Genomic DNA, 25,074 nt, shown 5'->3' with positions numbered 1-25,074 from the left:
GTGCCGGGCATCGTACGACCGTGCGCGTGCCTTACGCCGGGACGCTCGCCACGCCCTGGTCCAGGAACTTCTTGCCGTTCACGCGCTCCGAGACGCCCTCGCGGTCCAGGTACGGCGTGATGCCGCCCAGGTGGAAGGGCCAGCCGGCGCCCGTGATCAGGCACAGGTCGATGTCCTGGGCCTCGGCGACGACGCCCTCGTCGAGCATGAGCCCGATCTCCTGCGCCACCGCGTCCAGCACCCGCGCGCGCACCTGCTCCTCGGTGAGCACGGAGTCGCCCTGCTTGAGCAGCGCGGCGACCTCCGGGTCCAGCTCCGGCTTGCCGCTGTCGTAGACGTAGAAGCCGCGCTTGCCCGCCTCGACGACCGCCTTGAGGTTCGGGGAGACCGTGAAGCGGTCCGGGAAGGCCCGGTTGAGGGTCTCCGAGACGTGCAGGCCGATCGCCGGGCCCACCAGCTCCAGCAGGACCAGCGGGGACATCGGCAGACCGAGCGGCTCGATCGCCTTCTCGGCGACCTCGACCGGGGTGCCCTCGTCGATGACGTTCTGGATCTCGCCCATGAAGCGCGTCAGGATGCGGTTCACGACGAACGCCGGGGCGTCCTTGGTGAGGACCGCGGTCTTCTTCAGCTTCTTGGCCACGGCGAACGCGGTCGCCAGCGAGGCGTCGTCGGTCTTCTCACCGCGGACGATCTCCAGCAGGGGCAGGATCGCGACCGGGTTGAAGAAGTGGAAGCCTACGACCCGCTCGGGGTGCTTCAGCTTCGACGCCATCTCCGACACCGACAGGGAGGAGGTGTTGGTGGCGAGGATCGCGTGCGCCGGGGCGACCGCCTCGACCTCCGCGAACACCTGCTGCTTGACGCCGATCTCCTCGAACACGGCCTCGATGACGAAGTCCGCGTCCGCGAAGCCCTCGGCCTTGTCCAGGACACCGGTCACCAGCGCCTTGAGGCGGTTGGCCTTGTCCTGGTTGACGCGGCCCTTGCCGAGCAGCTTGTCGATCTCGGCGTGGACGTAGCCCACACCCTTGTCGACGCGCTCCTGGTCGATGTCCGTCAGGACGACGGGTACTTCGAGGCGGCGCAGGAACAGCAGCGCGAGCTGGCTGGCCATCAGACCGGCACCGACGACACCGACCTTGGTGACCGGACGGGCCAGGTTCTTGTCCGGGGCGCCGGCGGGACGCTTGCCGCGCTTCTGGACGAGGTTGAACGCGTAGATGCCCGAGCGCAGTTCGCCGCCCATGATCAGGTCGGCGAGGGCCTGGTCCTCGGCGTCGTAACCCTGCTGGAGGTCGGCGTTCTTGGCGGCGGCGATGATGTCCAGGGCGCGGTAGGCGGCCGGGGCGGCGCCGTGCACCTTGGAGTCCGCGATGAACCGGCCCTTGGCGACGGCCTGGTCCCAGCCCTCGCCGCGGTCGATCTCCGGCCGCTCGACCGTGATCTCGCCCTTGAGCACCTGGGCGGTCCAGATCAGCGACTGCTCCAGGAAGTCGGCGCCCTCGAAGACGGCGTCGGCGATGCCCAGTTCGAAGACCTGGCGGCCCTTGAGCTGCTTGTTCTGGTTGAGCGAGTTCTCGATGATGACCGAGACGGCCTTGTCGGCGCCGATCAGGTTCGGCAGCAGGGTGCAGCCGCCCCAGCCGGGGACGAGGCCGAGGAAGACCTCGGGCAGCGAGAACGCCGGGATCGCCTTGGAGACGGTCCGGTAGGAGCAGTGCAGGCCGACCTCGACGCCGCCGCCCATCGCGGCGCCGTTGTAGTAGGCGAAGGTCGGGACCGCGAGCGCGCCGAGGCGCTTGAAGACCTCGTGGCCGCCCTTGCCGATGGCGAGCGCGTGCTCGTGCTCCTTCAGCAGCTCGACGCCCTTGAGGTCGGCGCCGACCGCGAAGATGAACGGCTTGCCGGTGATGCCGACACCGACGATCTCGCCGTCGGCCGCCTCCTTCTCGACCTGGTCGAGGGCGGTGTTCAGGTTCGCCAGCGACGCCGGGCCGAAGGTGGTCGGCTTGGTGTGGTCCAGGCCGTTGTCCAGCGTGATCAGCGCGAAGCGGCCGGCGCCGGACGGCAGGTCGAAGTGGCGTACGTGCGCACTGGTGACGACCTCGTCGGGGAACAGTTCGGAAGCCTGCTGCAGAAGCTCGGCGGTGGTGCTCACTTGTCCCCCTCGAAGTGCGGGTTCTCCCAGATGACCGTCGCGCCCATGCCGAAGCCGACGCACATGGTGGTCAGGCCGTAGCGGACGTGCGGCTGCTCCTCGAACTGGCGGGCCAGCTGCGTCATCAGACGGACGCCGGAGGAGGCCAGCGGGTGACCGAAGGCGATCGCGCCGCCGTACTGGTTGACGCGCTCGTCGTCGTCCGCGATGCCGTAGTGGTCGAGGAAGGCCAGCACCTGGACGGCGAAGGCCTCGTTGATCTCGAACAGGCCGATGTCGGAGATCGACAGCCCCGCCTGGGCGAGGGCCTTCTCCGTGGCCGGGATCGGACCGTAGCCCATGACCTCCGGCTCGACGCCCGCGAAGGAGTACGACACCAGGCGCATCTTGACCGGCAGGTCGTTCTCGCGGGCGAAGTCCTCGCTCGCGATGATCGACGCGGTGGCGCCGTCGTTCAGTCCGGCCGCGTTGCCCGCGGTGACCCGGCCGTGCACACGGAACGGCGTCTTCAGGCCGGACAGGTTCTCCAGGGTGGTGCCCGGGCGCATCGGCTCGTCGGCCGTGACCAGGCCCCAGCCGGTCTCGCCGGCCTCGGCGTTGGTGCGGCGCACCGAGATCGGCACCAGGTCCTGCTGGATCTTGCCGTCGGCGTACGCCTTGGCGGCCTTCTCCTGCGAGCGCACCGCGTACTCGTCGGTGCGCTGCTTGGTGATCTGCGGGTAGCGGTCGTGCAGGTTCTCCGCGGTCATGCCCATGAACAGGGCGGACTCGTCGACCAGCTTCTCGGAGACGAACCGCGGGTTCGGGTCCACGCCCTCGCCCATCGGGTGACGGCCCATGTGCTCGACACCACCGGCGATGACGGCGTCGTACGCGCCGAAGGCGATCGAACCGGCGGTGGTCGTCACGGCGGTCAGGGCGCCGGCGCACATGCGGTCGATGGAGTAGCCCGGGACGGACTGCGGCAGACCGGCCAGGATGCCGGCCGTGCGGCCGAGGGTCAGACCCTGGTCACCGATCTGCGTGGTCGCGGCGATGGCGACCTCGTCGATCTTCTTCGGGTCCAGACCGGGGTTGCGGCGCAGCAGCTCCCGGATCGCCTTCACGACGAGGTCGTCGGCACGGGTCTCGTGGTAGATGCCCTTCGGGCCCGCCTTGCCGAACGGGGTGCGGACGCCGTCGACGAAGACGACGTCCCTGACGGTACGAGGCACGATGGCTCTCCTCCAGGGTGCGGGGTGGCACTGCTGCGATGCGCTGAGCGCGCGCTCAGGACCCATGCTACTTATGAGTAACGTAACTGCCCAGCCCCGCCGCCCCGAGCGGTGAACGTCACATCGCCGGCCGGCGCGCGTCCGCCTTCGGCAGCGGCACCCCGTACCCCGCGACGCCCCCGGATCTTGGCGCGATCTCGACGTTCCCTCGACGCGTCGGCGGCCTGAGAGAGGCGCAGGCGGCCGGTGGGAAAAGGGGAAGGGAAGGGGCGGAGGGGGACGGGAACAAAGGGGGAGGGGAGCGGGAGAGGGCACGGGCGAGGCGGCCGGGAAGAAGGACGAGAGTTCACGTCCGCCGACGACGATCGGGCCCTGTGCCGGCCGAGTGCTCTTGGGTGATCGGGCCCTGTGCCGGCCAGGCGTTCTTGGGTGATCGAGCCCCGTGCCGGCTAGGCGTTCTTGGTGGCCAGCGCGTCGACCAGCACGGGCGTCACCAGTTCGACCTGCCACGGACGCGCGCCGTACCCGGCCAGCGCGGCGCTCACGGAACCGGCGTCGACGACCGCGGGCGGTTCCCAGCAGATCCGCCGGACCGTGTCCGGGGAGATCACGTTCTCCTGCGGCATGGTGAGCCGCTCGGCAAGGGCCGACACCCCCGCCCGGGCCGCGGACAGCCGGGCCGCCGCGGCCGGATCCTTGTCGGCCCACGCCCGCGGTGGCGGCGGCCCGGTCACGGGCTGTCCCGGCTGCGGCAGCCCGGAGTCGGGCAGGGCCTTGGCCCGGTCCACCGCCGCCTGCCACTGCTCAAGCTGCCGCCGTCCGGTCCGGTGCCCGAAACCGTTCAGCGCGGCGAGGGCGTGCACGGAGCCGGGCAGGGCGAGCGCGGCCTCCACGATGGCGGCGTCGCTCAGCACCTTCCCGGGCGAGACGTCCCGGCGCTGGGCGATGCGGTCCCGGGTCTGCCACAGCTCCCGCACGACGGCGAGCTGCCGGCGCCGGCGCACCTTGTGCATCCCGGACGTACGGCGCCAGGGGTCCTTGCGCGGCTCGGCCGGCGGGGCCGACGCGATCGCGTCGAACTCCTGCAGGGCCCACTCCAGCTTGCCCTGCCGGTCCAGCTCCTTCTCCAGGGCGTCCCGCAGGTCGACGAGCAGTTCGACGTCGAGCGCGGCGTAGCGCAGCCACGGCTCGGGCAGCGGACGGGTCGACCAGTCGACGGCGGAGTGGCCCTTCTCCAGCACGTAGCCGAGGACGCCCTCCACCATGGCGCCGAGGCCGACCCGGGGGAAGCCGGCGAGCCGGCCGGCCAGCTCGGTGTCGAACAGGCGGCTCGGAATCATGCCTATCTCACGCAGGCACGGCAGGTCCTGGGTGGCGGCGTGCAGCACCCACTCGACGCCCGACAGCGCCTCGCCGAGCCCGGACAGGTCGGGGCAGGCGACGGGGTCGATCAGCGCGCTCCCGGCGCCCTCGCGGCGCAGCTGCACCAGATAGGCGCGCTGGCCGTAGCGGTAGCCGGAGGCGCGCTCGGCGTCCACGGCGACCGGACCGGAGCCGGCGGCGAAGTCGGCGATCACCCGGGCGAGGGCCGCCTCGTCGGCGACGACGGGCGGAATGCCCTCGCGGGGTTCGAGCAGCGGAGTCGGCGCCCCCATCACAGAAGATCCGGCGTCGTCCGGAGGGGTGCCTCCGGTGGTGCGCAGGGAACTGTCTGCTGCGGTGTCTTGGGCGTCGGTCACCTGTCAAGGGTATCCGTGTACGGACGGCGCCCGTCGACGGAACGTTCCGTCGACGGGCCCGGGAGGGGCGTAAACCAGTCAGCTCGGGGTGTGGCTGGTGCGCGGGTGCGAACGCCGGGTTCCGCCGAAGGGGGCATCCGCTGGGCTCAGTGGATGATCCCGGTGCGCAGGGCCACGGCCACCATGCCGGCCCGGTCCCCCGTGCCCAGCTTGCGGGCGATGCGGGCGAGGTGGCTCTTCACGGTGAGGGCGGACAGGCCCATGGAGACGCCGATCGCCTTGTTCGACTGGCCCTCCGCGACCAGCCGCAGCACCTCGACCTCGCGTCCGGACAGTTCCCGGTAGCCGCCCGGGTGGCTCGGGGCACCCGGGGGGCGGCGGTGCATGCGCGCGGCGGCGCCGAGGGGGGCGGCACCCGGGCGGCTGGGGAGGCCGATGTTGGTGCGGGTGCCGGTGACGACGTAGCCCTTGACCCCGCCGGCCAGGGCGTTGCGCACCGCGCCGATGTCGTCGGCGGCGGACAGCGCGAGTCCGTTGGGCCAGCCCGCGGCGCGGGTCTCGGACAGGAGGGTCAGGCCGGAGCCGTCGGGCAGGTGGACGTCGGCGACGCAGATGTCGCGCGGGTTGCCGATGCGGGGACGAGCCTCCGCGATGGACGAGGCTTCGATGACATCACGCACGCCGAGCGCCCACAGGTGACGGGTGACGGTGGAACGGACGCGCGGGTCGGCCACGACCACCATGGCGGTCGGCTTGTTCGGGCGGTAGGCGACCAGGCTTGCGGGTTGCTCAAGGAGAACGGACACCAGGCCTCCTGGGTGGGGGACGGGGCCGGCTTGTGGGGAGGAAGCCGGGACGAACCGTGCTTTCAAGGTCACAGTCGTCTTCGGCAGCAAACTCGTCCGCCTTTAGAGAATGATCACGATCTAGTGAGTAACAATCTGTGCAATTCGGACACGCGATCGATCATCCGAAGATCGAGTCGGTTCGGGCGAGTGCGATTCGAGTACGGAAAGTGGCCGTATCGACAAAGAGATGGTCAACAAGGCGTCCGCGATGATCATCCGGCGGGGCTCGGGAGGGGCGAGGCTCGGGAGGGGCGAGGCTCGGCGGGCCCGGCGAGGCTGGGGGCGAGACTCGGGAGGGAGCGAGGCTCGGCGGGCCCGGCGAGGCTCGGGGGGCGAGACACGGGAGGGAGCGAGGCTCGGTGGGCCCGGCGAGGCTGGGGGGCGAGACTCGGGAGGGAGCGAGGCTCGGTGGGCCCGGCGAGGCTCGGCGGGCCCGGCGAGGCTGGGGCCTCGGGGGGCTAGGAAGGGCTCAGGGTGACTGCGGGCCCCTGCGCTGCGGCAGGGTCACCACCGACGCGTCCCCCGGACCGGCCGGCGGCAGGCCCGCGACCTGCGCCAGCAGATCGCACCAGGAGAGCAGGTGGGCGGCGGTGTCCGGCACCCCGCCCAGTCCCTCGCGGGGTGTCCACGACGCCCGGATCTCGATCTGCGAGGCGGCCGGCCGCTCGGCCAGCCCGCCGAAGTAGTGCGAGCCGGCCCGGGTGATCGTGCCGCTGGGCTCGCCGTAGCCGAGACCGCGCGCCTGCAGCGCCCCGGTCAGCCACGACCAGCACACCTCCGGCAGCAGCGGATCGGCGGCCATCTCCGGCTCCAGCTCGGCACGCACCAGCGTCACCAGCCGGAACGTGCCCCGCCACGCCTCGTGCCCGGCCGGGTCGTGCAGCAGCACCAGCCGGCCGTCGGCCAGCTCCTGCTCGCCGTCGACCACCACCGCCTCCAGCGCGTACGCGTACGGGGCGAGCCGCTGCGGGGCGGGCGTCGGCTCCACCTCGACCTGCGGCCGCAGCCGGCTGCTGCGCAGGGCTTCCACCGCGGCCAGGAAGGCCGGCGGCCCAGGCTTGCCAGAGCGCCGGTCCGCATCTTCGGTGTCCTTCACGTCGCCCATTCCATCAGCGCTGTCCGACATTCGTCCGTGAGCCGCAGCCATGCGGGGAAGAGTAAGGGGAAGCGGGCCCTCGTGCAGGGCAAGACACCCGCTACACCGCACGCGGCTGACGTGTGCGGCGGGCGGCCGACCCTACCGCGCGGACCCGGTGGACCCCCGCCCCGCGCCGTCCCGACACCCTGCGGCGTATGCCTCAGCGCCCCGCAGCGCACCCCTCAGCACCCCCGGCGTATGCGTCAGCACCCCGCGGAACCCCACTCGGCCCTCTCAATCGGCACAAATCGCCCAGAACTCCTACGCTCATCTCATGTCAGAGGTGTACGCGAACCGCCGATCCCGGCTGCGGGACCACGTCAACGCGGCCGGCACCGCGGCAGCGCTCGTCACCCGCCCGGCCAACGTCCGCTACCTCGCCGCCGCAGCCCCGCAGGGAGCCGTCCTGCTGCTCGGCCGGAGCGAGGACCTCCTGGTGTGCGCCGGCCCGCCGGAGGACCGTCCCTACGAAGGCAGGCCGGACGAGCACGTGCGCCTGCACGTCCTCGCCGCGAACGGCGGTGACGCCTCGGTCGCGGCGGCCGGCCTCGCCGCGGCCCAGGGAGCCGACTCCCTGGCGGTCGAGGAGCACCACCTCACCGTGGCCCGGCACAGAGCCCTCGCCTCGGTCGCCCCCGGGCTCCGCCTCACCGACATCGGCGGCGCCGTCGAGCAGCTGCGGGTGGTCAAGGACGAGGAGGAGATCTCCTGCATCCGCATCGGCGCCGAGATCGCCGACCAGGCCCTCGGCGAACTGCTGGAGTCCATCCTGGTCGGCCGCACCGAACGGCACCTCGCGCTGGAGCTGGAGCGGCGCCTGGTGGACCACGGCGCCGACGGCCCGGCGTTCCCCACCTCCGTGGCCACCGGCCCGCACGCCGGCCGCCGGGGGCACCGGCCCACCGACCGGCGCGTGGAGGAGGGGGACTTCCTCTCCGTCTGCCTCGGCGCCACCTACCGCGGCTACCGCTGCGAGATCGGCCGTACGTTCGTCATCGGCACCTCGCCGGCCGACTGGCAGATCGAGCTGTACGACCTCGTCTTCGCCGCTCAGCGGGCCGGACGGGAGTTCCTCGCACCCGGCGCCGCCTACCGCGACGTGGACCGCGCGGCACGGCAGGTACTGGACACCGCGGGCTATGCGGAGGCCCTGCCACCGCTGATCGGACACGGGGTCGGACTCGAAATCGACGAGGACCCGCAGTTGGCGCCCGCGGCCATGGGTAAACTGGACGCTTGCGTGCCGGTCACCGTCGAACCGGGGGTCCACCTCCCGGGCCGGGGCGGTGTCCGGATCGATGACACGCTCGTCGTGCGCCCCGAGGCGGACGGCGGACCCGAGCTACTCACCATCACGACCAAGGAGCTGCTCGCGCTGTAGGAGTGCGTGCCCCCGTGGTCGTCCACGTCAGTCCAGGAGATTCCGCAACCGTGGCTTCCACGAACGACCTCAAGAACGGATTGGTGCTCAAGCTCGAAGGCGGCCAGCTCTGGTCCGTCGTCGAGTTCCAGCACGTCAAGCCTGGCAAGGGCCCGGCCTTCGTGCGCACCAAGCTGAAGAACGTGCTCTCCGGCAAGGTGGTCGACAAGACCTTCAACGCCGGTGTCAAGGTCGAGACGGCCACTGTCGACAAGCGCGACATGCAGTTCTCGTACATGGACGGCGAGTACTTCGTCTTCATGGACATGGAGACGTACGACCAGCTGATGGTCGACCGCAAGGCCGTCGGCGACGCCGCCAACTTCCTCATCGAGGGCTTCACGGCCACCGTGGCCCAGCACGAGGGCGAGGTGCTCTTCGTCGAGCTGCCGGCCGCCGTCGAGCTGGTCGTCCAGGAGACCGAGCCGGGTGTCCAGGGCGACCGCTCCACCGGTGGTACCAAGCCCGCCACCCTGGAGACCGGCCACCAGATCCAGGTCCCGCTCTTCATCACCACCGGTGAGAAGATCAAGGTCGACACCCGCACCAGCGACTACCTCGGCCGGGTGAACAGCTAACCGTGGCTGCCCGCAACACGGCCCGCAAGCGCGCTTTCCAGATCCTCTTCGAGGGCGATCAGCGCGGCGCCGACGTCCTGACGGTCCTCGCGGACTGGGTCCGGCTGTCCCGGTCCGACACCCGGCAGCCGCCGGTCAGCGAGTACACGATGCAACTGGTCGAGGGCTACGCGGAGCACGCGACGCGGATCGACGAGCTGATCGCCCAGTACGCCGTGGGCTGGACGCTGGACCGCATGCCGGTCGTCGACCGCAACATCCTGCGGCTGGGCGCGTACGAGCTGATCTGGGTCGACGAGACCCCGGACGCCGTCGTCCTGGACGAGATGGTGCAGCTGGCGAAGGAGTTCTCGACGGACGAGTCGCCCGCCTTCGTCAACGGCCTGCTGGGCCGGCTGAAGGAGCTGAAGCCGACGCTGCGGCGCGCGTAGCCGCACAGCCCGCCCAGAGGGGCGCAGAGGACTGCCGTACGGCGGCTGCGGGTCTCCCGTGGCGCGTCGCGCAGTTCCCCGCGCCCCTCAGGCATGTCCGCGCTGCGGTGCCGGGCGCGTCCGCCCATGGCGCACGTCCGCCCCAGGCGGACCCCGGCCTCGTCACCGGCGTCCGAGGCCCGGCCGCGCGTGCCGACGCCGGTGCCGGGCGGGCGCGGCCTCGTCGCAGAACGCCGCCGGGGTGGCCGGACCATGAAGGTCCGGCCACCCCGGCGGCACGTTTCTGCTGAGTCCTGGGAGGGGGCTACGCCTCTTCGTGCGAGGCCACCGCGCGGCGCGCGTCCGCGTCCAGCACGCCCCAGCTGATCAGCTGCTCGGTGAGGACCGAGGGGGACTGGTCGTAGATGACGGCGAGTGTGCGCAGGTCGTCCTGGCGGATCGACAGCACCTTGCCGTTGTAGTCGCCGCGCTGGGACTGGATCGTCGCCGCGTAGCGCTGCAGCGGGCCCGCCTTCTCGGCCGGCACGGTGGCCAGCCGCTCCAGGTCCAGGACCAGCTTCGGCGGCGGCTCGGCGGCCCCGCCCGGCGTGGTGCCCGGCAGGAGTTCCTGGACCGGGACGCCATAGAAATCGGCCAACTCGGCAAGACGCTGGACGGTCACGGCGCGGTCGCCGCGCTCGTACGAACCGACCACCACGGCCTTCCAGCGCCCCTGGGACTTCTCCTCGACACCGTGGAGGGAAAGGCCCTGCTGGGTGCGGATGGCCCGGAGCTTGGCCCCGAGCTGTTTGGCGTATTCGCTGGACATATGGCTCCCCGGACACTGTGTCGACGCGGCCGGCTGTCTTCCCGCCGCGCGGCTGGTAACTCACTGTGAGGTTACGCAGCGTGACTCTCATGCGTCAAGCCGAATGGTCCACACCGACTCTTCCGTGGTAGTGGCCGTCCACTAGGCCAAGCGGGTGACAGGGGGGAGGCCGGGAGGCGGTGCGCGACCTGCTACCGTGGATGGCGCAAATCCGACGTCCTTTAAGATCCGTCCCGTGAGGCGGAGAAGGGGGTCCGTTTCGTATGGACAAGCACGACAGGCACGGCAGGCAGGACCTGCACGCGCATCCTCAGGCGTCCGATGCCCGGCCCGTTCTCGAAGGTCCCGACATCGCGCGGGTGCTGACCCGCATCGCCCACGAGATCGTCGAGCGCGCCAAGGGCGCCGACGACGTGGTGCTCCTCGGCATTCCGACCCGGGGCGTCTTCCTCGCCCAGCGGCTCGCCGCCAAGCTGGCGCAGATCACCGACCGCACGGTCCCCGTCGGCTCGCTCGACATCACGATGTACCGCGACGACCTGCGCATGCACCCGCCGCGTGCGCTGGCCCGTACCGAGATCCCCGGTGACGGCATCGACGGCCGGCTGGTCGTCCTCGTCGACGACGTGCTCTTCTCCGGGCGCACCATCCGTGCCGCCCTCGACGCGCTGAACGACATCGGGCGCCCGCGCGCGGTGCAGCTCGCGGTCCTGGTCGACCGGGGCCACCGTGAACTGCCCATCCGCGCCGACTACGTCGGCAAGAACCTCCCCACGTCGTTGCGGGAGACGGTCAAGGTGCAGCTCGCCGAGGAGGACGGTCGCGACACCGTGCTCCTCGGTGCGAAGCCGGCCGGTCACTAGCGAGCCGGGCACCCGGCCGCCCCCGGCGTGCCGACCGATGCCCGGTATGTCGTAATTCTCCCGAATGAACTGCCTTACGGAGCCTGACAGATGCAGCGTCATCTCATCTCGGCCGCCGATCTCACCCGCGACGACGCCGTCCTGATCCTCGACACCGCCGAGGAGATGGCCCGGGTCGCCGACCGGCCGATCAAGAAGCTGCCGACCCTGCGCGGCCGGACGATCGTCAACCTCTTCTTCGAGGACTCCACGCGCACGCGGATCTCGTTCGAGGCCGCCGAGAAGCGGCTGTCCGCGGACGTCATCAACTTCACCGCCAAGGGATCCTCGGTGTCCAAGGGCGAGTCCCTCAAGGACACCGCGCAGACCCTGGAGGCCATGGGCGTCGACGCCGTGGTCATCCGGCACGGCGCCTCCGGGGCCCCGTACCGGCTCGCCAACTCCGGCTGGATCGACGCCGCCGTCATCAACGCCGGCGACGGCACGCACCAGCACCCCACCCAGGCCCTGCTGGACGCCTTCACCATGCGCCGCCGGCTGATCGGCCGCGACGCCGGGCTCGGCCAGGACCTGTCCGGCAGGCGGATCACCGTCGTCGGCGACGTCCTGCACAGCCGGGTCGCCCGCTCCAACGTCGACCTGCTGCACACCCTCGGCGCCGAGGTCACCCTGGTCGCCCCGCCCACCCTCGTCCCGGTCGGCGTCGAGAAGTGGCCCTGCGAGGTGTCGTACGACCTCGACAGCACGCTGCCCAAGAGCGACGCCGTGATGATGCTCCGCGTCCAGCGCGAGCGCATGAACGCGGCCTTCTTCCCGACCGAGCGCGAGTACTCCCGCCGCTACGGCCTGGACGGCGACCGCATGGCCCGGCTGCCCGAGCACGCCATCGTGATGCACCCCGGCCCCATGGTCCGCGGCATGGAGATCACCGCCGAGGTCGCCGACTCCGGCCGCTGCACCGCCGTCGAGCAGGTCGCCAACGGCGTCTCCATCCGGATGGCCGTCCTCTACCTGCTGCTCGGCGGCAACGAGCCCGCCGTCACCCCCGCCCGTACCGAGGAGAAGTAGAAAACCCATGAGCAAGATCTTGATCCGTGGTGCGAAGGTGCTCGGCGGCGCGCCGCAGGACGTGCTGATCGACGGGGAGACCATCGCCGGGACCGGTGCCGGGCTGTCCGCCGAGGGTGCCGAGGTCGTCGAGGCCGGCGGCAAGGTGCTGCTGCCGGGCCTGGTCGACCTGCACACCCACCTGCGCGAGCCGGGCCGCGAGGACTCCGAGACCGTCCTCACCGGCACCCGCGCTGCGGCGAGCGGCGGCTACACGGCCGTCTTCGCCATGGCCAACACCTTCCCCGTCGCCGACACCGCCGGCGTGGTCGAGCAGGTCTGGCGGCTCGGCCAGGAGCACGGCTACTGCGACGTGCAGCCCATCGGCGCCGTCACCGTCGGCCTGGAGGGACGCAAGCTCGCCGAGCTGGGCGCGATGCACGAGTCCGCCGCCGGTGTCACCGTCTTCTCCGACGACGGCAAGTGCGTCGACGACGCCGTGATCATGCGCCGCGCGCTGGAGTACGTGAAGGCGTTCGGCGGCGTCGTCGCCCAGCACGCCCAGGAGCCCCGGCTGACCGAGGGCGCCCAGATGAACGAGGGCGTCGTCTCCGCCGAACTGGGCCTGGGCGGCTGGCCGGCCGTCGCCGAGGAGTCGGTCATCGCGCGCGACGTGCTGCTCGCCGAGCACGTCGGCTCCCGCGTCCACATCTGCCACCTGTCGACGGCCGGCTCCGTGGAGATCGTCCGCTGGGCCAAGTCCCGGGGCATCCAGGTCACCGCCGAGGTCACCCCGCACCACCTGCTCCTCACCGACGAGCTGGTGCGCACCTACGACCCCGTCTACAAGGTCAACCCGCCGCTGCGCACCGAGCGCGACGTCATGGCCCTGCGCGAGGCGCTCGCCGACGGCACGATCGACATCGTCGCCACCGACCACGCCCCGCACCCGCACGAGGACAAGGACTGCGAGTGGGCCGCCGCCGCCATGGGCATGGTGGGCCTGGAGACCGCGTTGTCGGTGGTCCAGGAGACCATGGTCGACACGGGTCTGCTGGACTGGGCCGGCGTCGCCGACCGCATGTCCGTCAAGCCCGCGCAGATCGGACAGGCCACCCGGCACGGCCGTCCCGTCTCGGCTGGTGAGCCCGCCAACCTCACCCTCGTCGACACGGAATACCGTGGCCTGGTGGACCCCGCGGGCTTCGCCTCACGCAGCCGCAACACCCCCTACCAGGGACGTGAGCTGCCGGGCCGTGTGACGCACACGTGGCTGCGGGGCAAGGCCACGCTCGTCGACGGGAAGCTCACGTGACACCTGTAATCCTGCTGGCCGAGGCACGGAAGTCCGCCGAGGTCACCGACTGGGGCGGCCGCATCGGCTGGCTCGTCGGACTGGCCCTGTTCATCGCGCTCGTCTACTGGCTGATGCGCGAGGGCTGGAAGTGGCGCGGCACCCTTCAGGGTGACCTCCCGGCGCTGCCCACCGCGCCGGAGGAGACCGGCCCGGTGAAACTGGGCATGAGCGGCCGCTACCACGGCTCCACCACCGCCGGGCAGTGGCTGGACCGGATCGTGGCCCACGGCCTGGGCACCCGCAGCCGGGCCCGGCTCACCCTGACCGACGCGGGGCTCCTCGTCGAGCGCCCCGGCGCCACCGACTTCTTCGTCCCCACGGCCGCACTGCGCGGCGCCCGGCTGGACAAGGGCATCGCCGGCAAGGTCCTCACCGAGGGCGGACTGCTGGTGGTGACCTGGGCGCTGGGCGACAAACTGATCGACTCCGGCTTCCGCTCCGACCACGCGGCCGAGCACGCCGACTGGGTCGACACCCTGAACCAGATGACCAACGACACGGAAGGCGCGCGATGACGACCTCCACCAGGGGAGCCGCGAAGGCTCCCGCCGTACTCGTCCTGGAGGACGGCCGCATCTTCCGCGGTCGCGCCTACGGGGCCGTGGGGGAGACCTTCGGCGAGGCCGTGTTCTCCACCGGCATGACCGGCTACCAGGAGACCCTCACCGACCCGTCGTACGACCGCCAGATCGTCGTCGCGACCGCCCCCCAGATCGGCAACACCGGCTGGAACGACGAGGACGACGAGTCGGGCCGCATCTGGGTCTCCGGCTACGTCGTGCGCGACCCCGCGCGCGTGCCGTCCAACTGGCGCTCCAGGCGCTCCCTGGACGACGAGCTGGAGCGGCAGGGCGTCGTCGGCATCTCCGGCATCGACACCCGCGCCCTCACCCGCCACCTGCGCGAGCGCGGCTCGATGCGCGCCGGCGTCTTCTCCGGCGAGGCACTCGCGGCCGACGCCGAGCTGCTGGAGCGCGTACAGGCCCAGCCGCACATGAAGGGCGCGAGCCTCTACGAGGAGGTCGCCACCAAGGAGGCGTACGTCGTCCCCGCGGTCGGCCAGAAGAAGTTCACCGTCGCCGCCGTCGACCTCGGCATCAAGGGCATGACCCCGCACCGCATGGCCGAGCGCGGCATCGAGGTGCACGTGCTGCCGGCCACCGCCACCGCCGAGGAGATCTACGCCGTCGAGCCCGACGGGGTGTTCTTCTCCAACGGCCCCGGCGACCCCGCGACGGCCGACGGCCCGGTGGCCCTGATGACCGCCGTCCTGGAGCGCCGGACGCCGCTGTTCGGCATCTGCTTCGGCAACCAGATCCTCGGCCGCGCCCTCGGCTTCGGCACCTACAAGCTGAAGTACGGCCACCGGGGCATCAACCAGCCGGTCCAGGACCGTACGACCGGCAAGGTCGAGGTCACCGCGCACAACCACGGCTTCGCCGTGGACGCGCCGCTCGACAAGGTCAGCGAGACGAGGTTCGGCCGCGCCGAGGTCTCGCACGTCTGCCTGAACGACGACGTCGTGGAGGGGCTCCAGCTGCTCGACCAGCCGGCCTTCTCCGTCCAGTACCACCCCGAAGCGGCAGCGGGCCCGCACGACGCCGCCTACCTGTTCGACCGCTTCGTTTCCCTGATGGAGGGCCAGCGTGCCTAAGCGCACCGATATCCAGTCCGTCCTGGTCATCGGCTCCGGCCCGATCGTCATCGGCCAGGCCGCCGAGTTCGACTACTCCGGCACCCAGGCGTGCCGCGTGCTCAAGGCCGAGGGCCTGCGCGTCATCCTGGTCAACTCCAACCCGGCGACGATCATGACCGACCCGGAGATCGCCGACGCCACCTACGTCGAGCCGATCACCCCCGAGTTCGTCGAGAAGATCATCGCCAAGGAGCGCCCCGACGCGCTGCTGCCCACCCTGGGCGGCCAGACGGCCCTGAACACCGCCATCTCGCTGCACGACAGCGGCGCCCTGGCCAAGTACGGCGTCGAGCTGATCGGCGCCAAGCCCGAGGCGATCCACAAGGGCGAGGACCGCGACCTGTTCAAGAACGTCGTGGAGGAGGTCCGGCGCAAGACCGGGCACGGCGAGTCCGCCCGCTCGGTGATCTGCCACACCATGGACGACGTCCTCAAGGGCGTCGAGACCCTCGGCGGCTACCCGGTCGTCGTCCGCCCGTCCTTCACCATGGGCGGCGCCGGCTCCGGCTTCGCCCACGACGAGGAGGAGCTGCGCCGCATCGCCGGGCAGGGCCTGACGCTCTCGCCGACCACCGAGGTGCTCCTGGAGGAGTCCATCCTCGGCTGGAAGGAGTACGAGCTGGAGCTGATGCGCGACAAGAACGACAACGTCGTGGTCGTCTGCTCCATCGAGAACTTCGACCCCATGGGCGTGCACACCGGTGACTCCATCACCGTCGCCCCGTCGATGACGCTGACCGACCGCGAGTACCAGATCCTGCGGGACATCGGCATCGCCGTCATCCGCGAGGTCGGCGTCGACACCGGTGGCTGCAACATCCAGTTCGCCGTGAACCCCGACGACGGCCGCGTGATCGTCATCGAGATGAACCCGCGCGTCTCCCGCTCCTCGGCGCTCGCCTCCAAGGCGACCGGCTTCCCGATCGCCAAGATCGCCGCCAAGCTGGCCGTCGGCTACACGCTGGACGAGATCCCGAACGACATCACGCAGGAGACCCCGGCCTCCTTCGAGCCCACGCTCGACTACGTGGTCGTCAAGGCCCCGCGGTTCGCGTTCGAGAAGTTCCCGCAGGCCGACTCCACGCTGACCACCACCATGAAGTCGGTCGGCGAGGCCATGGCCATCGGCCGCAACTTCCCCGAGGCCTTCCAGAAGGCGCTGCGCTCGCTGGAGAAGAAGGGCAGCCAGTTCACCTTCGTCGGCGACCCCGGCGACAAGGAGGCCCTGCTGCGCGAGGCCGTACGCCCGACCGACGGCCGGATCAACACCGTCATGCAGGCCATCCGCGCGGGCGCCACCCCCGAGGAGATCTTCGAATACACGAAGATCGACCCCTGGTTCGTGGACCAGCTCTTCCTGATCAAGGAGATCGCGGACGAGCTGGCCGAGGCGCCCGAGCTGACCGCCGACCTGCTCGCCGAGGCCAAGCGGCACGGCTTCTCCGACCAGCAGGTCGCCGAGATCCGCGGCCTGCGCGAGGACGTCGTCCGCGAGGTCCGGCACGCCCTCGGCATCCGCCCGGTCTACAAGACGGTCGACACCTGCGCCGCCGAGTTCGCCGCGAAGACGCCGTACTTCTACTCCTCCTACGACGAGGAGACCGAGGTCGCGCCCCGCGAGAAGCCCGCGGTGATCATCCTGGGGTCCGGTCCGAACCGCATCGGCCAGGGCATCGAGTTCGACTACTCCTGCGTCCACGCCTCCTTCGCGCTGTCCGACGCCGGGTACGAGACCGTGATGGTCAACTGCAACCCGGAGACCGTCTCCACCGACTACGACACCTCCGACCGGCTGTACTTCGAGCCGCTCACGCTGGAGGACGTGCTGGAGATCGTCCACGCGGAGTCCCTCGCCGGCCCCGTCGCCGGTGTCATCGTCCAGCTGGGCGGCCAGACCCCGCTCGGCCTGTCGCAGGCGCTGAAGGACAACGGGGTGCCGGTCGTCGGCACGTCCCCGGAGGCCATCCACGCCGCCGAGGACCGCGGCGCCTTCGGCCGCGTCCTCGCGGAGGCGGGGCTGCCGGCCCCCAAGCACGGCACGGCCACCACCTTCGCCGGGGCCAAGGCCATCGCCGACGAGATCGGCTACCCGGTCCTCGTGCGCCCGTCGTACGTGCTCGGCGGACGCGGCATGGAGATCGTCTACGACGAGACCCGCCTCGCCTCCTACATCGCCGAGTCGACCGAGATCAGCCCCTCCCGGCCGGTCCTCGTCGACCGCTTCCTCGACGACGCCATCGAGATCGACGTCGACGCCCTCTACGACGGCGAGGAGCTCTACCTCGGCGGCGTGATGGAGCACATCGAGGAAGCCGGCATCCACTCCGGCGACTCGGCGTGCGCCCTGCCCCCGATCACCCTCGGCGGCTTCGACATCAAGCGGCTGCGCGCCTCCACCGAGGCCATCGCCAAGGGCGTCGGCGTGCGCGGTCTGATCAACATCCAGTTCGCCATGGCCGGCGACATCCTCTACGTCCTGGAGGCCAACCCGCGCGCCTCCCGCACGGTCCCCTTCACCTCGAAGGCGACCGCGGTGCCGCTCGCCAAGGCCGCCGCCCGGATCTCCCTGGGCGCGACCATCGCCGAGCTGCGCGCGGAGGGTCTGCTGCCGAGGAACGGCGACGGCGGCGAGCTGCCGCTGGACGCGCCGATCTCCGTCAAGGAGGCCGTGATGCCGTGGTCGCGCTTCCGCGACATCCAGGGCCGCGGCGTCGACACCGTGCTCGGCCCGGAGATGCGCTCCACGGGCGAGGTCATGGGCATCGACTCCGTCTTCGGCACGGCGTACGCCAAGTCGCAGGCGGGTGCCTACGGCCCGCTGCCCACCAAGGGCCGCGCCTTCATCTCGGTCGCCAACCGCGACAAGCGCTCGATGATCTTCCCGGCGCGCGAGCTGGTCGCCCACGGCTTCGAGCTGCTCGCCACCTCCGGCACCGCCGAGGTCCTCAAGCGCAACGGCATCAACGCCACGGTCGTGCGCAAGCAGTCCGAGGGCACCGGCCCGAACGGCGAGCGGACCATCGTCCAGCTCATCCACGACGGCGAGGTCGACCTCATCGTCAACACCCCGTACGGCACCGGCGGCCGGCTCGACGGTTACGACATCCGCACGGCGGCGGTGGCCCGCTCCGTGCCGTGCCTGACGACCGTCCAGGCGCTGGCGGCGGCGGTCCAGGGCATCGACGCCCTCAACCACGGCGACGTGGGCGTCCGCTCGCTCCAGGAACACGCGCAGCACCTGACCGCGGCCCGCGACTAGCAGCCCCGAGGGGGACACCGGAAACGGTGTCCCCCTCTTCATGAGGACACCATGTACCAGAACTTCTTCCGTCTCGTCTTCTCCCGCATGGACCCGGAGAAGGCACACCACCTGGCCTTCCGCTGGATCCGGCTCGCCGTGCGCGTCCCCGTGCTGCGCACGTTCCTCGCGGCCGTGCTCGCGCCCCGCCACAAGGAGCTGCGCACCGAGGCGTTCGGGCTGCGCATGCACGGCCCGTTCGGGCTCGCCGCCGGCTTCGACAAGAACGCCGTCGCCGTCGACGGGATGTCGATGCTCGGCTTCGACCACGTCGAGATCGGCACGGTCACCGGTGAGCCGCAGCCGGGCAATCCCAGGAAGCGGCTGTTCCGGCTCGTCGCCGACCGGGCGCTGATCAACCGCATGGGCTTCAACAACGACGGCTCGCTCGCCGTGGCGGCCCGCCTGGCGACCCGGGAGCCGGTCTTCCGGACCGTCGTCGGCGTCAACATCGGCAAGACCAAGGCCGTCCCCGAGGCCGAGGCCGTCGGCGACTACGTGAAGTCGGCCGAGCGGCTCGCGCCCTACGCGGACTACCTGGTCGTCAACGTCTCCTCGCCGAACACGCCCGGCCTGCGCAACCTCCAGGCCACCGAGGCGCTCCGCCCGCTGCTCGGCGCCGTGCGCGAGGCCGCCGACCGCACGGTGGCGAACCGCCGGGTCCCGCTGCTGGTGAAGATCGCCCCCGACCTCGCCGACGAGGACGTCGACGCGGTCGCCGACCTCGCCGTGGAGCTGGGCCTGGACGGCATCATCGCCACCAACACCACCATCGCGCGCGAGGACCTCGGCCTGCGGTCCGCCCCCGCGCTGGTGCAGGAGACCGGCGGCCTGTCCGGCGCCCCGCTCAAGGCGCGCTCCCTGGAGGTCCTGCGCCGCCTGTACGCGCGGGTGGGCGACCGGATCACCCTGGTGGGCGTCGGCGGCGTCGAGACCGCCGAGGACGCCTGGCAGCGCATCCTGGCCGGGGCCACGCTGGTCCAGGGCTACAGCGCCTTCATCTACGAGGGCCCCTTCTGGTGCCGGTCGATCCACAAGGGCCTCGCCGCCCGCCTGCGCACCAGCCCGTACGCCACCCTCGCCGACGCGGTCGGCGCCGACGTGAGGAAGTCCGCATGAGCCCGCTGGATCCCTTCGGCGCACGGCTGCGCCGCGCCATGGACGAGCGCGGCCCGCTGTGCGTCGGCATCGACCCGCACGCCTCGCTGCTCGCCGAGTGGGGCCTGGACGACGACGTCGCCGGCCTGGAGCGGTTCAGCCGTACGGTCGTCGAGGCCATGGCCGACCGGGTCGCCGTCCTGAAGCCGCAGATCGCCTTCTTCGAACGGTTCGGCTCCCGCGGCCTCGCCGTGCTGGAGCGGTCGGTCCAGGAGGCGCGGGCGGCCGGCGCCCTGGTCCTGATGGACGCCAAGCGCGGTGACATCGGCTCGACCATGGCCGCCTACGCCGAGTCCTTCCTGCACCCGGACGCCCCGTTGTTCTCCGACGCGCTGACCGTCTCGCCGTACCTCGGCTACGGCTCGCTCAGCCCGGCCGTCGCCCTGGCCCGGGAGAGCGGCACCGGCCTGTTCGTGCTGGCGCTGACCTCCAACCCGGAGGGCGGCGAGGTGCAGCACGCGGTCCGCGGGGACGGCCGGAACATCGGCGCGACCATGCTGGCCCACCTGGCGGGCGAGAACGCGGGGGAGGAGCCGCTGGGCTCCTTCGGCGCGGTGGTCGGCGCCACCCTCGGCGACCTGTCCTCGTACGACCTGGACGTCAACGGCCCGCTCCTGGCCCCCGGCATCGGCGCCCAGGGCGCGCGGCCGGCCGACCTTCCCGGCGTCTTCGGCGCCGCCGTGCGCAACGTCGTGCCCAACGTCAGCCGGGGTGTTCTGCGTCACGGTCCCGACGTCGGCGCGCTGCGCGGGTCGGCCGAGCGGTTCGCGCAGGAGATCCGGGCGGCCGTCGGGGCGGTCTGAGCCGCGAGCCGGGTGCCCGGCCGAGCGGCGTCACACCGGCTGGAGTGTGAATACATCCTCAAATCGAGGGCAGTATGTCTGCTATGTCCGGCCTGATCAAGGCTGACCAGGACTTTTCCGCTGTTCTCGCTGACTCTGGCGGACTTGCCCGCTAGTCTCCGAGCAGTGGGGGCACCTCCCTCGCCCCTCAGGCAGTGGGGGAGAACGGGCAGCGTGTTGCTCGTAGCTCCCCAGGTGTGGGGCGACTAGGTTCCTCACCGGTCCGTATCCGACAGTTCGACATCCGAGGTGACGTAGGCGTGGCTCTTCCGCCCCTTACCCCTGAACAGCGCGCAGCCGCGCTCGAAAAGGCCGCCGCGGCTCGCCGGGAGCGGGCCGAGGTCAAGAATCGACTCAAGCACTCCGGCGCCTCCCTGCACGAGGTCATCAAGCAGGGCCAGGAGAACGACGTCATCGGCAAGATGAAGGTCTCCGCGCTGCTGGAGTCCCTGCCGGGCGTCGGCAAGGTCCGCGCGAAGCAGATCATGGAGCGTCTGGGCATCTCCGAGAGCCGCCGCGTACGCGGTCTCGGTTCCAACCAGATCGCCTCCCTGGAGCGTGAGTTCGGCAGCACCGGTTCCTGAGTCCGCCTCCGGGCGGACAGGGAGTCCCGGGCACTCCGGGATTGCTGGAATAATCGCTGCATGGCAGTAACACTCCGGGGGACGACCCCCGAGCCCCCGGACGCACGTCCGCGGCTGACCGTGCTCTCCGGCCCCTCGGGGGTCGGCAAGAGCACGGTCGTCGCTCATATGCGCAAGGAACACCCCGACGTCTGGCTCTCGGTCTCCGCGACCACCCGCAAGCCGCGCCCCGGTGAGCAGCATGGAGTCCACTACTTCTTCGTCACCGACGAGGAGATGGACAAGCTGATCGCCAACGGCGAGCTGCTGGAATGGGCCGAGTTCGCCGGCAACCGCTACGGCACGCCCCGCGCGGCCGTGCTGGAGCGGCTGGAGAACGGTGAGCCCGTCCTGCTGGAGATCGACCTCCAGGGCGCCCGGCAGGTCCGGGAGTCAATGTCCGACGCCCAGCTGGTGTTCCTGGCCCCGCCCTCCTGGGAGGAGCTCGTGCGCAGGCTGACCGGCCGGGGGACCGAGTCGCCCGAGGTCATCGAGCGCCGCCTGGAGGCGGCGCGGACCGAGCTGGCGGCCGAGCCGGAGTTCGATACGACCTTGGTCAACACCTCCGTCGAGGACGTGGCCCGCGAGCTGCTAGCCTTGATGGACGTTGTGTGATCGTGACCGTGATCACGATGTCTGATTCTTACCCATCCATCGGAAGGTAGAGCGTGTCCTCTTCCATCACCGCGCCCGAGGGCATCATCAACCCGCCGATCGACGAGCTCCTCGAGGCGACCGACTCGAAGTACAGCCTCGTGATCTACGCGGCCAAGCGTGCCCGCCAGATCAACGCGTACTACTCGCAGCTCGGTGAGGGCCTCCTCGAGTACGTCGGTCCGCTCGTCGACACCCACGTGCACGAGAAGCCGCTCTCGATCGCCCTGCGGGAGATCAACGCCGGTCTGCTGACCTCCGAGGCCATCGAGGGCCCGGCGCAGTAGTACCTTCAGATCGCGATTGACTTATCCACAGGCCCGGCAGTCATCCTGCCGGGCCTGTGGTGTGTCATGGAGTCGTACGTTTTCGTCGTACGTTGTCGAGTCCGGGGAGACACGGTGGACAAGCCGAGGGTCGTGCTGGGGGTCAGCGGTGGCATCGCCGCCTACAAGGCCTGTGAGCTGCTGAGAAGGTTCACGGAGTCGGGCCACGACGTCCGCGTGGTGCCCACCGCCTCCGCGCTGCACTTCGTCGGCGCCGCCACCTGGTCCGCGCTGTCCGGCAACCCGGTCGCCACCGACGTCTGGGACGACGTCCACGAGGTCCCGCACGTCCGCATCGGCCAGCAGGCCGACCTCGTGGTCGTGGCCCCGGCCACCGCCGACATCCTCGCCAAGGCCGCCCACGGCCTCGCCGGCGACCTGCTGACCAACACGCTCCTCACCGCCCGCTGTCCGGTGGTCTTCGCCCCGGCGATGCACACCGAGATGTGGGAGCACCCGGCCACCCAGGAGAACGTGGCCACGCTGCGCCGCCGCGGCGCGGTCGTCGTCGAGCCCGCCGTCGGGCGCCTCACCGGTGTCGACACCGGCAAGGGCCGGCTGCCCGACCCCACCGAGATCTTCGAGGTCTGCCGCCGCGTGCTGGCCCGCGGCGGCACCACGCCCGACCTGGCGGGGCGGCACGTCGTCGTCTCCGCGGGCGGCACCCGCGAGCCGCTCGACCCCGTCCGCTTCCTCGGCAACCGCTCCTCCGGCAAGCAGGGCTACGCCCTCGCCCGGACCGCGGCCGCCCGCGGCGCCCGTGTGACGCTCGTCTCGGCCAACACCGCGCTGCCCGACCCGGCGGGCGTCGACGTCGTCCGGGCCGGCACCGCCGTGCAGCTGCGCGAGGCCGTCCTGAAGGCCGCGGCGGACGCCGACGCCGTGGTCATGGCCGCCGCCGTCGCCGACTTCCGCCCGGCCGCCTACGCCGCCGGGAAGATCAAGAAGAAGGACGGCCAGGATCCCGACCCCATCGTCCTGGTGCGAAATCCGGACATCCTCGCGGAGGTGTCCGCCGAACGGGCCCGGCCCGGACAGGTGATCGTGGGCTTCGCCGCCGAGACCGACGACGTCCTCGCCAACGGCCGCGCCAAGCTCGCCCGCAAGGGCTGCGACCTGCTCGTGGTGAACGAGGTGGGCGAGCGCAAGACCTTTGGTTCCGAGGAGAACGAAGCCGTGGTGCTGGGCGCCGACGGCAGCGAGACACCGGTGCCGTACGGCCCCAAGGAGGCCCTCGCCGACACCGTCTGGGACCTCGTCGTAGGACGACTGGGCTGACGTCCGGCACGCGGTCGGGCGAACCCGTCGGCGGGCCGCGACCGGCTCAAATCGGGTGTGGCGGCCCTGGCCAAGGCCGCTCGCCATTGTGCAGAATGCCCGTGCCGCAGGTCACAGCGCTCCCGAGAGGCGAGACGGTGGCCCGTCGGACGAGTGCGACCGATAAACTGTTCACGGTCGACGCCGGGCGCAGCCCCGTGTCCTCCGCAAATGATCAGCCAGCAGCCGCTGCAACCACAGGGAGCGTTGTGTCCCGTCGCCTGTTCACCTCGGAGTCCGTGACCGAGGGTCACCCCGACAAGATCGCTGACCAGATCAGCGACACCATTCTCGACGCGCTTCTGCGCGAGGACCCGACCTCCCGGGTCGCGGTCGAGACCCTGATCACCACCGGCCTGGTCCACGTGGCCGGCGAGGTCACGACCAAGGCCTACGCCGACATCGCGACCCTCGTCCGCGGCAAGATCCTGGAGATCGGCTACGACTCCTCCAAGAAGGGCTTCGACGGCGCCTCCTGCGGCGTGTCGGTGTCCATCGGCGCGCAGTCCCCGGACATCGCGCAGGGTGTGGACGCGGCCTACGAGGCGCGGGTCGAGGGCGACGAGGACGAGCTGGACCGGCAGGGCGCGGGCGACCAGGGCCTGATGTTCGGGTACGCGTCCGACGAGACGCCCACCCTGATGCCGCTGCCGGTCTTCCTGGCGCACCGCCTGTCCAAGCGCCTGTCCGAGGTCCGCAAGAACGGCACCATCCCCTACCTGCGCCCGGACGGCAAGACGCAGGTCACCATCGAGTACGACGGCGACAAGGCCGTCCGCCTCGACACGGTGGTCGTCTCCTCCCAGCACGCCTCCGACATCGACCTGGAGTCGCTGCTCGCCCCCGACATCCGCGAGTTCGTCGTGGAGCCGGAGCTGAAGGCGCTCCTGGACGAGGGCATCAAGCTCGACACCGAGGGCTACCGCCTGCTGGTCAACCCGACCGGCCGCTTCGAGATCGGCGGCCCGATGGGTGACGCCGGCCTGACCGGCCGCAAGATCATCATCGACACCTACGGCGGCATGGCCCGCCACGGCGGCGGTGCGTTCTCGGGCAAGGACCCGTCCAAGGTGGACCGCTCGGCGGCGTACGCGATGCGCTGGGTGGCGAAGAACGTCGTGGCGGCGGGCCTGGCCTCCCGCTGCGAGGTCCAGGTCGCCTACGCCATCGGCAAGGCCGAGCCGGTCGGCCTGTTCGTGGAGACCTTCGGCACCGCCAAGGTCGACGCCGAGAAGATCGAGAAGGCCATCGACGAGGTCTTCGACCTCCGTCCGGCCGCGATCATCCGCGACCTCGACCTGCTCCGCCCGATCTACGCCCAGACGGCCGCCTACGGCCACTTCGGCCGCGAGCTGCCCGACTTCACCTGGGAGCGCACGGACCGCGTGGACGCCCTGCGCGCCGCCGTGGGCATGTAGGACCCCCGCACCACGCATCGCCGAGGCCCGGCCGCCCCACGGGGAGGCCGGGCCTCGGCGTACCCGGGGCGGCCCGGGGACCGGCACCGGCCTGGCCGCCGCAGACGGGTGGCCGCAGACGGGTGGTCCGGAGCGGGG

The 25,074-nt window shown here is 71.2% G+C and carries 22 protein-coding genes; 16 read left to right on the top strand and 6 right to left on the bottom strand.

Translation table 11 applies throughout. The features are described 5' to 3' along the window. Window positions 1–31: 31 nt before the first annotated feature. The 5 genes from GT045_RS14760 to GT045_RS14740 form a co-directional block, all read right to left on the bottom strand. The gene (locus GT045_RS14760; RefSeq protein ID WP_161290725.1) at window positions 32–2,161 is read right to left on the bottom strand and encodes a 3-hydroxyacyl-CoA dehydrogenase NAD-binding domain-containing protein; all 2,130 of its coding nucleotides are present in this window, start codon (window positions 2,159–2,161) and stop codon (window positions 32–34) included. After that, entirely contained in the window at window positions 2,158–3,375 is a 1,218-nt protein-coding gene (locus GT045_RS14755; protein ID WP_161290723.1) for an acetyl-CoA C-acyltransferase, read from the bottom strand. Before GT045_RS14755 ends, GT045_RS14760 begins: the two co-directional genes overlap by 4 nt. 449 nt (window positions 3,376–3,824) lie before the next feature. Further along, the gene (locus GT045_RS14750) at window positions 3,825–5,114 is read right to left on the bottom strand and encodes a ribonuclease D (protein ID WP_161334436.1); all 1,290 of its coding nucleotides are present in this window, start codon (window positions 5,112–5,114) and stop codon (window positions 3,825–3,827) included. 146 nt (window positions 5,115–5,260) lie between these two features. Further along, on the bottom strand, window positions 5,261–5,920 hold the full coding sequence (locus GT045_RS14745; protein ID WP_161290719.1) for a response regulator transcription factor: 660 nt from the start codon (window positions 5,918–5,920) through the stop codon (window positions 5,261–5,263). 511 nt (window positions 5,921–6,431) lie between these two features. Then, window positions 6,432–7,109, bottom strand: coding sequence for a DUF3000 domain-containing protein (locus GT045_RS14740; protein ID WP_161290717.1), 678 nt, complete (start codon window positions 7,107–7,109; stop codon window positions 6,432–6,434). Between the two features lie 265 nt (window positions 7,110–7,374). Here GT045_RS14740 and GT045_RS14735 point away from each other — a divergent pair, with 265 nt between their 5' ends. Genes GT045_RS14735 through nusB form a run of 3 tightly spaced genes read left to right on the top strand, consistent with a single transcriptional unit; the run spans window position 7,375 to window position 9,529 of the window. Continuing rightward, a complete protein-coding gene (locus GT045_RS14735; RefSeq protein ID WP_161298009.1) occupies window positions 7,375–8,481 on the top strand; it encodes an aminopeptidase P family protein in 1,107 nt (368 codons plus the stop codon). A gap of 50 nt (window positions 8,482–8,531) precedes the next feature. Further along, on the top strand, window positions 8,532–9,098 hold the full coding sequence (gene efp / locus GT045_RS14730; RefSeq protein ID WP_037742222.1) for an elongation factor P: 567 nt from the start codon (window positions 8,532–8,534) through the stop codon (window positions 9,096–9,098). Window positions 9,099–9,100: 2 nt separating this feature from the next. Further along, window positions 9,101–9,529: a transcription antitermination factor NusB gene (gene nusB, locus GT045_RS14725; protein ID WP_161298010.1), complete on the top strand. Its 429-nt coding sequence runs from the start codon at window positions 9,101–9,103 to the stop codon at window positions 9,527–9,529. Window positions 9,530–9,833: 304 nt separating this feature from the next. On the opposite strand, the gene bldD is transcribed toward nusB, so the two are convergent. Further along, window positions 9,834–10,337, bottom strand: a complete 504-nt coding sequence (gene bldD / locus GT045_RS14720; RefSeq protein WP_018570201.1) for a transcriptional regulator BldD — start codon at window positions 10,335–10,337, stop codon at window positions 9,834–9,836. Window positions 10,338–10,600: 263 nt separating this feature from the next. Here bldD and pyrR point away from each other — a divergent pair, with 263 nt between their 5' ends. From pyrR to metK, 13 genes are all read left to right on the top strand, one after another. Then, window positions 10,601–11,200 (top strand): bifunctional pyr operon transcriptional regulator/uracil phosphoribosyltransferase PyrR, encoded by a 600-nt coding sequence (gene pyrR, locus GT045_RS14715; protein ID WP_161298011.1) that lies wholly within the window; start codon window positions 10,601–10,603, stop codon window positions 11,198–11,200. A gap of 90 nt (window positions 11,201–11,290) precedes the next feature. Further along, window positions 11,291–12,268 carry an aspartate carbamoyltransferase catalytic subunit gene (locus GT045_RS14710; protein ID WP_161298012.1) on the top strand — a complete coding sequence of 326 codons (978 nt, stop codon included), beginning with the start codon at window positions 11,291–11,293 and terminating at the stop codon, window positions 12,266–12,268. Between the two features lie 7 nt (window positions 12,269–12,275). Beyond that, complete coding sequence (locus GT045_RS14705) at window positions 12,276–13,562, top strand: dihydroorotase (protein ID WP_161298013.1); 1,287 nt, start codon at window positions 12,276–12,278, stop codon at window positions 13,560–13,562. Then, window positions 13,559–14,119 (top strand): hypothetical protein, encoded by a 561-nt coding sequence (locus GT045_RS14700; protein ID WP_161298014.1) that lies wholly within the window; start codon window positions 13,559–13,561, stop codon window positions 14,117–14,119. The genes GT045_RS14705 and GT045_RS14700 overlap by 4 nt, the downstream gene beginning before the upstream one ends. After that, window positions 14,116–15,258 carry a glutamine-hydrolyzing carbamoyl-phosphate synthase small subunit gene (carA, locus tag GT045_RS14695; protein WP_161333164.1) on the top strand — a complete coding sequence of 381 codons (1,143 nt, stop codon included), beginning with the start codon at window positions 14,116–14,118 and terminating at the stop codon, window positions 15,256–15,258. The genes GT045_RS14700 and carA overlap by 4 nt, the downstream gene beginning before the upstream one ends. Further along, the gene (carB, locus tag GT045_RS14690) at window positions 15,251–18,559 is read left to right on the top strand and encodes a carbamoyl-phosphate synthase large subunit (protein WP_161333165.1); all 3,309 of its coding nucleotides are present in this window, start codon (window positions 15,251–15,253) and stop codon (window positions 18,557–18,559) included. Before carA ends, carB begins: the two co-directional genes overlap by 8 nt. Before the next feature lie 51 nt (window positions 18,560–18,610). Next, window positions 18,611–19,717: a quinone-dependent dihydroorotate dehydrogenase gene (locus GT045_RS14685; protein WP_161298017.1), complete on the top strand. Its 1,107-nt coding sequence runs from the start codon at window positions 18,611–18,613 to the stop codon at window positions 19,715–19,717. Further along, window positions 19,714–20,559, top strand: a complete 846-nt coding sequence (gene pyrF, locus GT045_RS14680) for an orotidine-5'-phosphate decarboxylase (protein WP_161333166.1) — start codon at window positions 19,714–19,716, stop codon at window positions 20,557–20,559. The genes GT045_RS14685 and pyrF overlap by 4 nt, the downstream gene beginning before the upstream one ends. A 299-nt stretch (window positions 20,560–20,858) precedes the next feature. Further along, window positions 20,859–21,182: an integration host factor gene (locus tag GT045_RS14675; RefSeq protein WP_003977346.1), complete on the top strand. Its 324-nt coding sequence runs from the start codon at window positions 20,859–20,861 to the stop codon at window positions 21,180–21,182. Window positions 21,183–21,242: 60 nt separating this feature from the next. Further along, entirely contained in the window at window positions 21,243–21,836 is a 594-nt protein-coding gene (gmk, locus tag GT045_RS14670; RefSeq protein WP_161298019.1) for a guanylate kinase, read from the top strand. A 53-nt stretch (window positions 21,837–21,889) separates the two neighbouring features. Continuing rightward, window positions 21,890–22,162 (top strand): DNA-directed RNA polymerase subunit omega, encoded by a 273-nt coding sequence (rpoZ, locus tag GT045_RS14665; RefSeq protein WP_005319902.1) that lies wholly within the window; start codon window positions 21,890–21,892, stop codon window positions 22,160–22,162. Window positions 22,163–22,276: 114 nt separating this feature from the next. After that, window positions 22,277–23,479: a bifunctional phosphopantothenoylcysteine decarboxylase/phosphopantothenate--cysteine ligase CoaBC gene (coaBC, locus tag GT045_RS14660; protein WP_161298020.1), complete on the top strand. Its 1,203-nt coding sequence runs from the start codon at window positions 22,277–22,279 to the stop codon at window positions 23,477–23,479. A 248-nt stretch (window positions 23,480–23,727) separates the two neighbouring features. Further along, the gene (metK, locus tag GT045_RS14655; protein WP_161298021.1) at window positions 23,728–24,936 is read left to right on the top strand and encodes a methionine adenosyltransferase; all 1,209 of its coding nucleotides are present in this window, start codon (window positions 23,728–23,730) and stop codon (window positions 24,934–24,936) included. The last annotated feature ends 138 nt before the right edge of the window (window positions 24,937–25,074 follow it).

It is taken from the genome of Streptomyces sp. SID486 (assembly GCF_009865385.1).
Taxonomy (GTDB): Bacteria; Actinomycetota; Actinomycetes; order Streptomycetales; family Streptomycetaceae; genus Streptomyces.
Note: the sequence above shows the minus strand (reverse complement) of the source record. Positions and strands in the feature narration are given on the sequence as shown.

Excerpts from the sequence above, each read along its gene's own strand:
- GT045_RS14740 (WP_161290717.1), bottom strand. The coding sequence starts at position 7,109 with ATGGCTGCGGCTCACGGACGAATGTCGGACAGCGCTGATGGAATGGGC.
- GT045_RS14735 (WP_161298009.1), top strand. The coding sequence starts at position 7,375 with ATGTCAGAGGTGTACGCGAACCGCCGATCCCGGCTGCGGGACCACGTC.
- bldD (WP_018570201.1), bottom strand. The coding sequence starts at position 10,337 with ATGTCCAGCGAATACGCCAAACAGCTCGGGGCCAAGCTCCGGGCCATC.
- pyrR (WP_161298011.1), top strand. The coding sequence starts at position 10,601 with ATGGACAAGCACGACAGGCACGGCAGGCAGGACCTGCACGCGCATCCT.
- GT045_RS14710 (WP_161298012.1), top strand. The coding sequence starts at position 11,291 with ATGCAGCGTCATCTCATCTCGGCCGCCGATCTCACCCGCGACGACGCC.
- GT045_RS14705 (WP_161298013.1), top strand. The coding sequence starts at position 12,276 with ATGAGCAAGATCTTGATCCGTGGTGCGAAGGTGCTCGGCGGCGCGCCG.
- carA (WP_161333164.1), top strand. The coding sequence starts at position 14,116 with ATGACGACCTCCACCAGGGGAGCCGCGAAGGCTCCCGCCGTACTCGTC.
- GT045_RS14685 (WP_161298017.1), top strand. The coding sequence starts at position 18,611 with ATGTACCAGAACTTCTTCCGTCTCGTCTTCTCCCGCATGGACCCGGAG.
- pyrF (WP_161333166.1), top strand. The coding sequence starts at position 19,714 with ATGAGCCCGCTGGATCCCTTCGGCGCACGGCTGCGCCGCGCCATGGAC.
- gmk (WP_161298019.1), top strand. The coding sequence starts at position 21,243 with ATGGCAGTAACACTCCGGGGGACGACCCCCGAGCCCCCGGACGCACGT.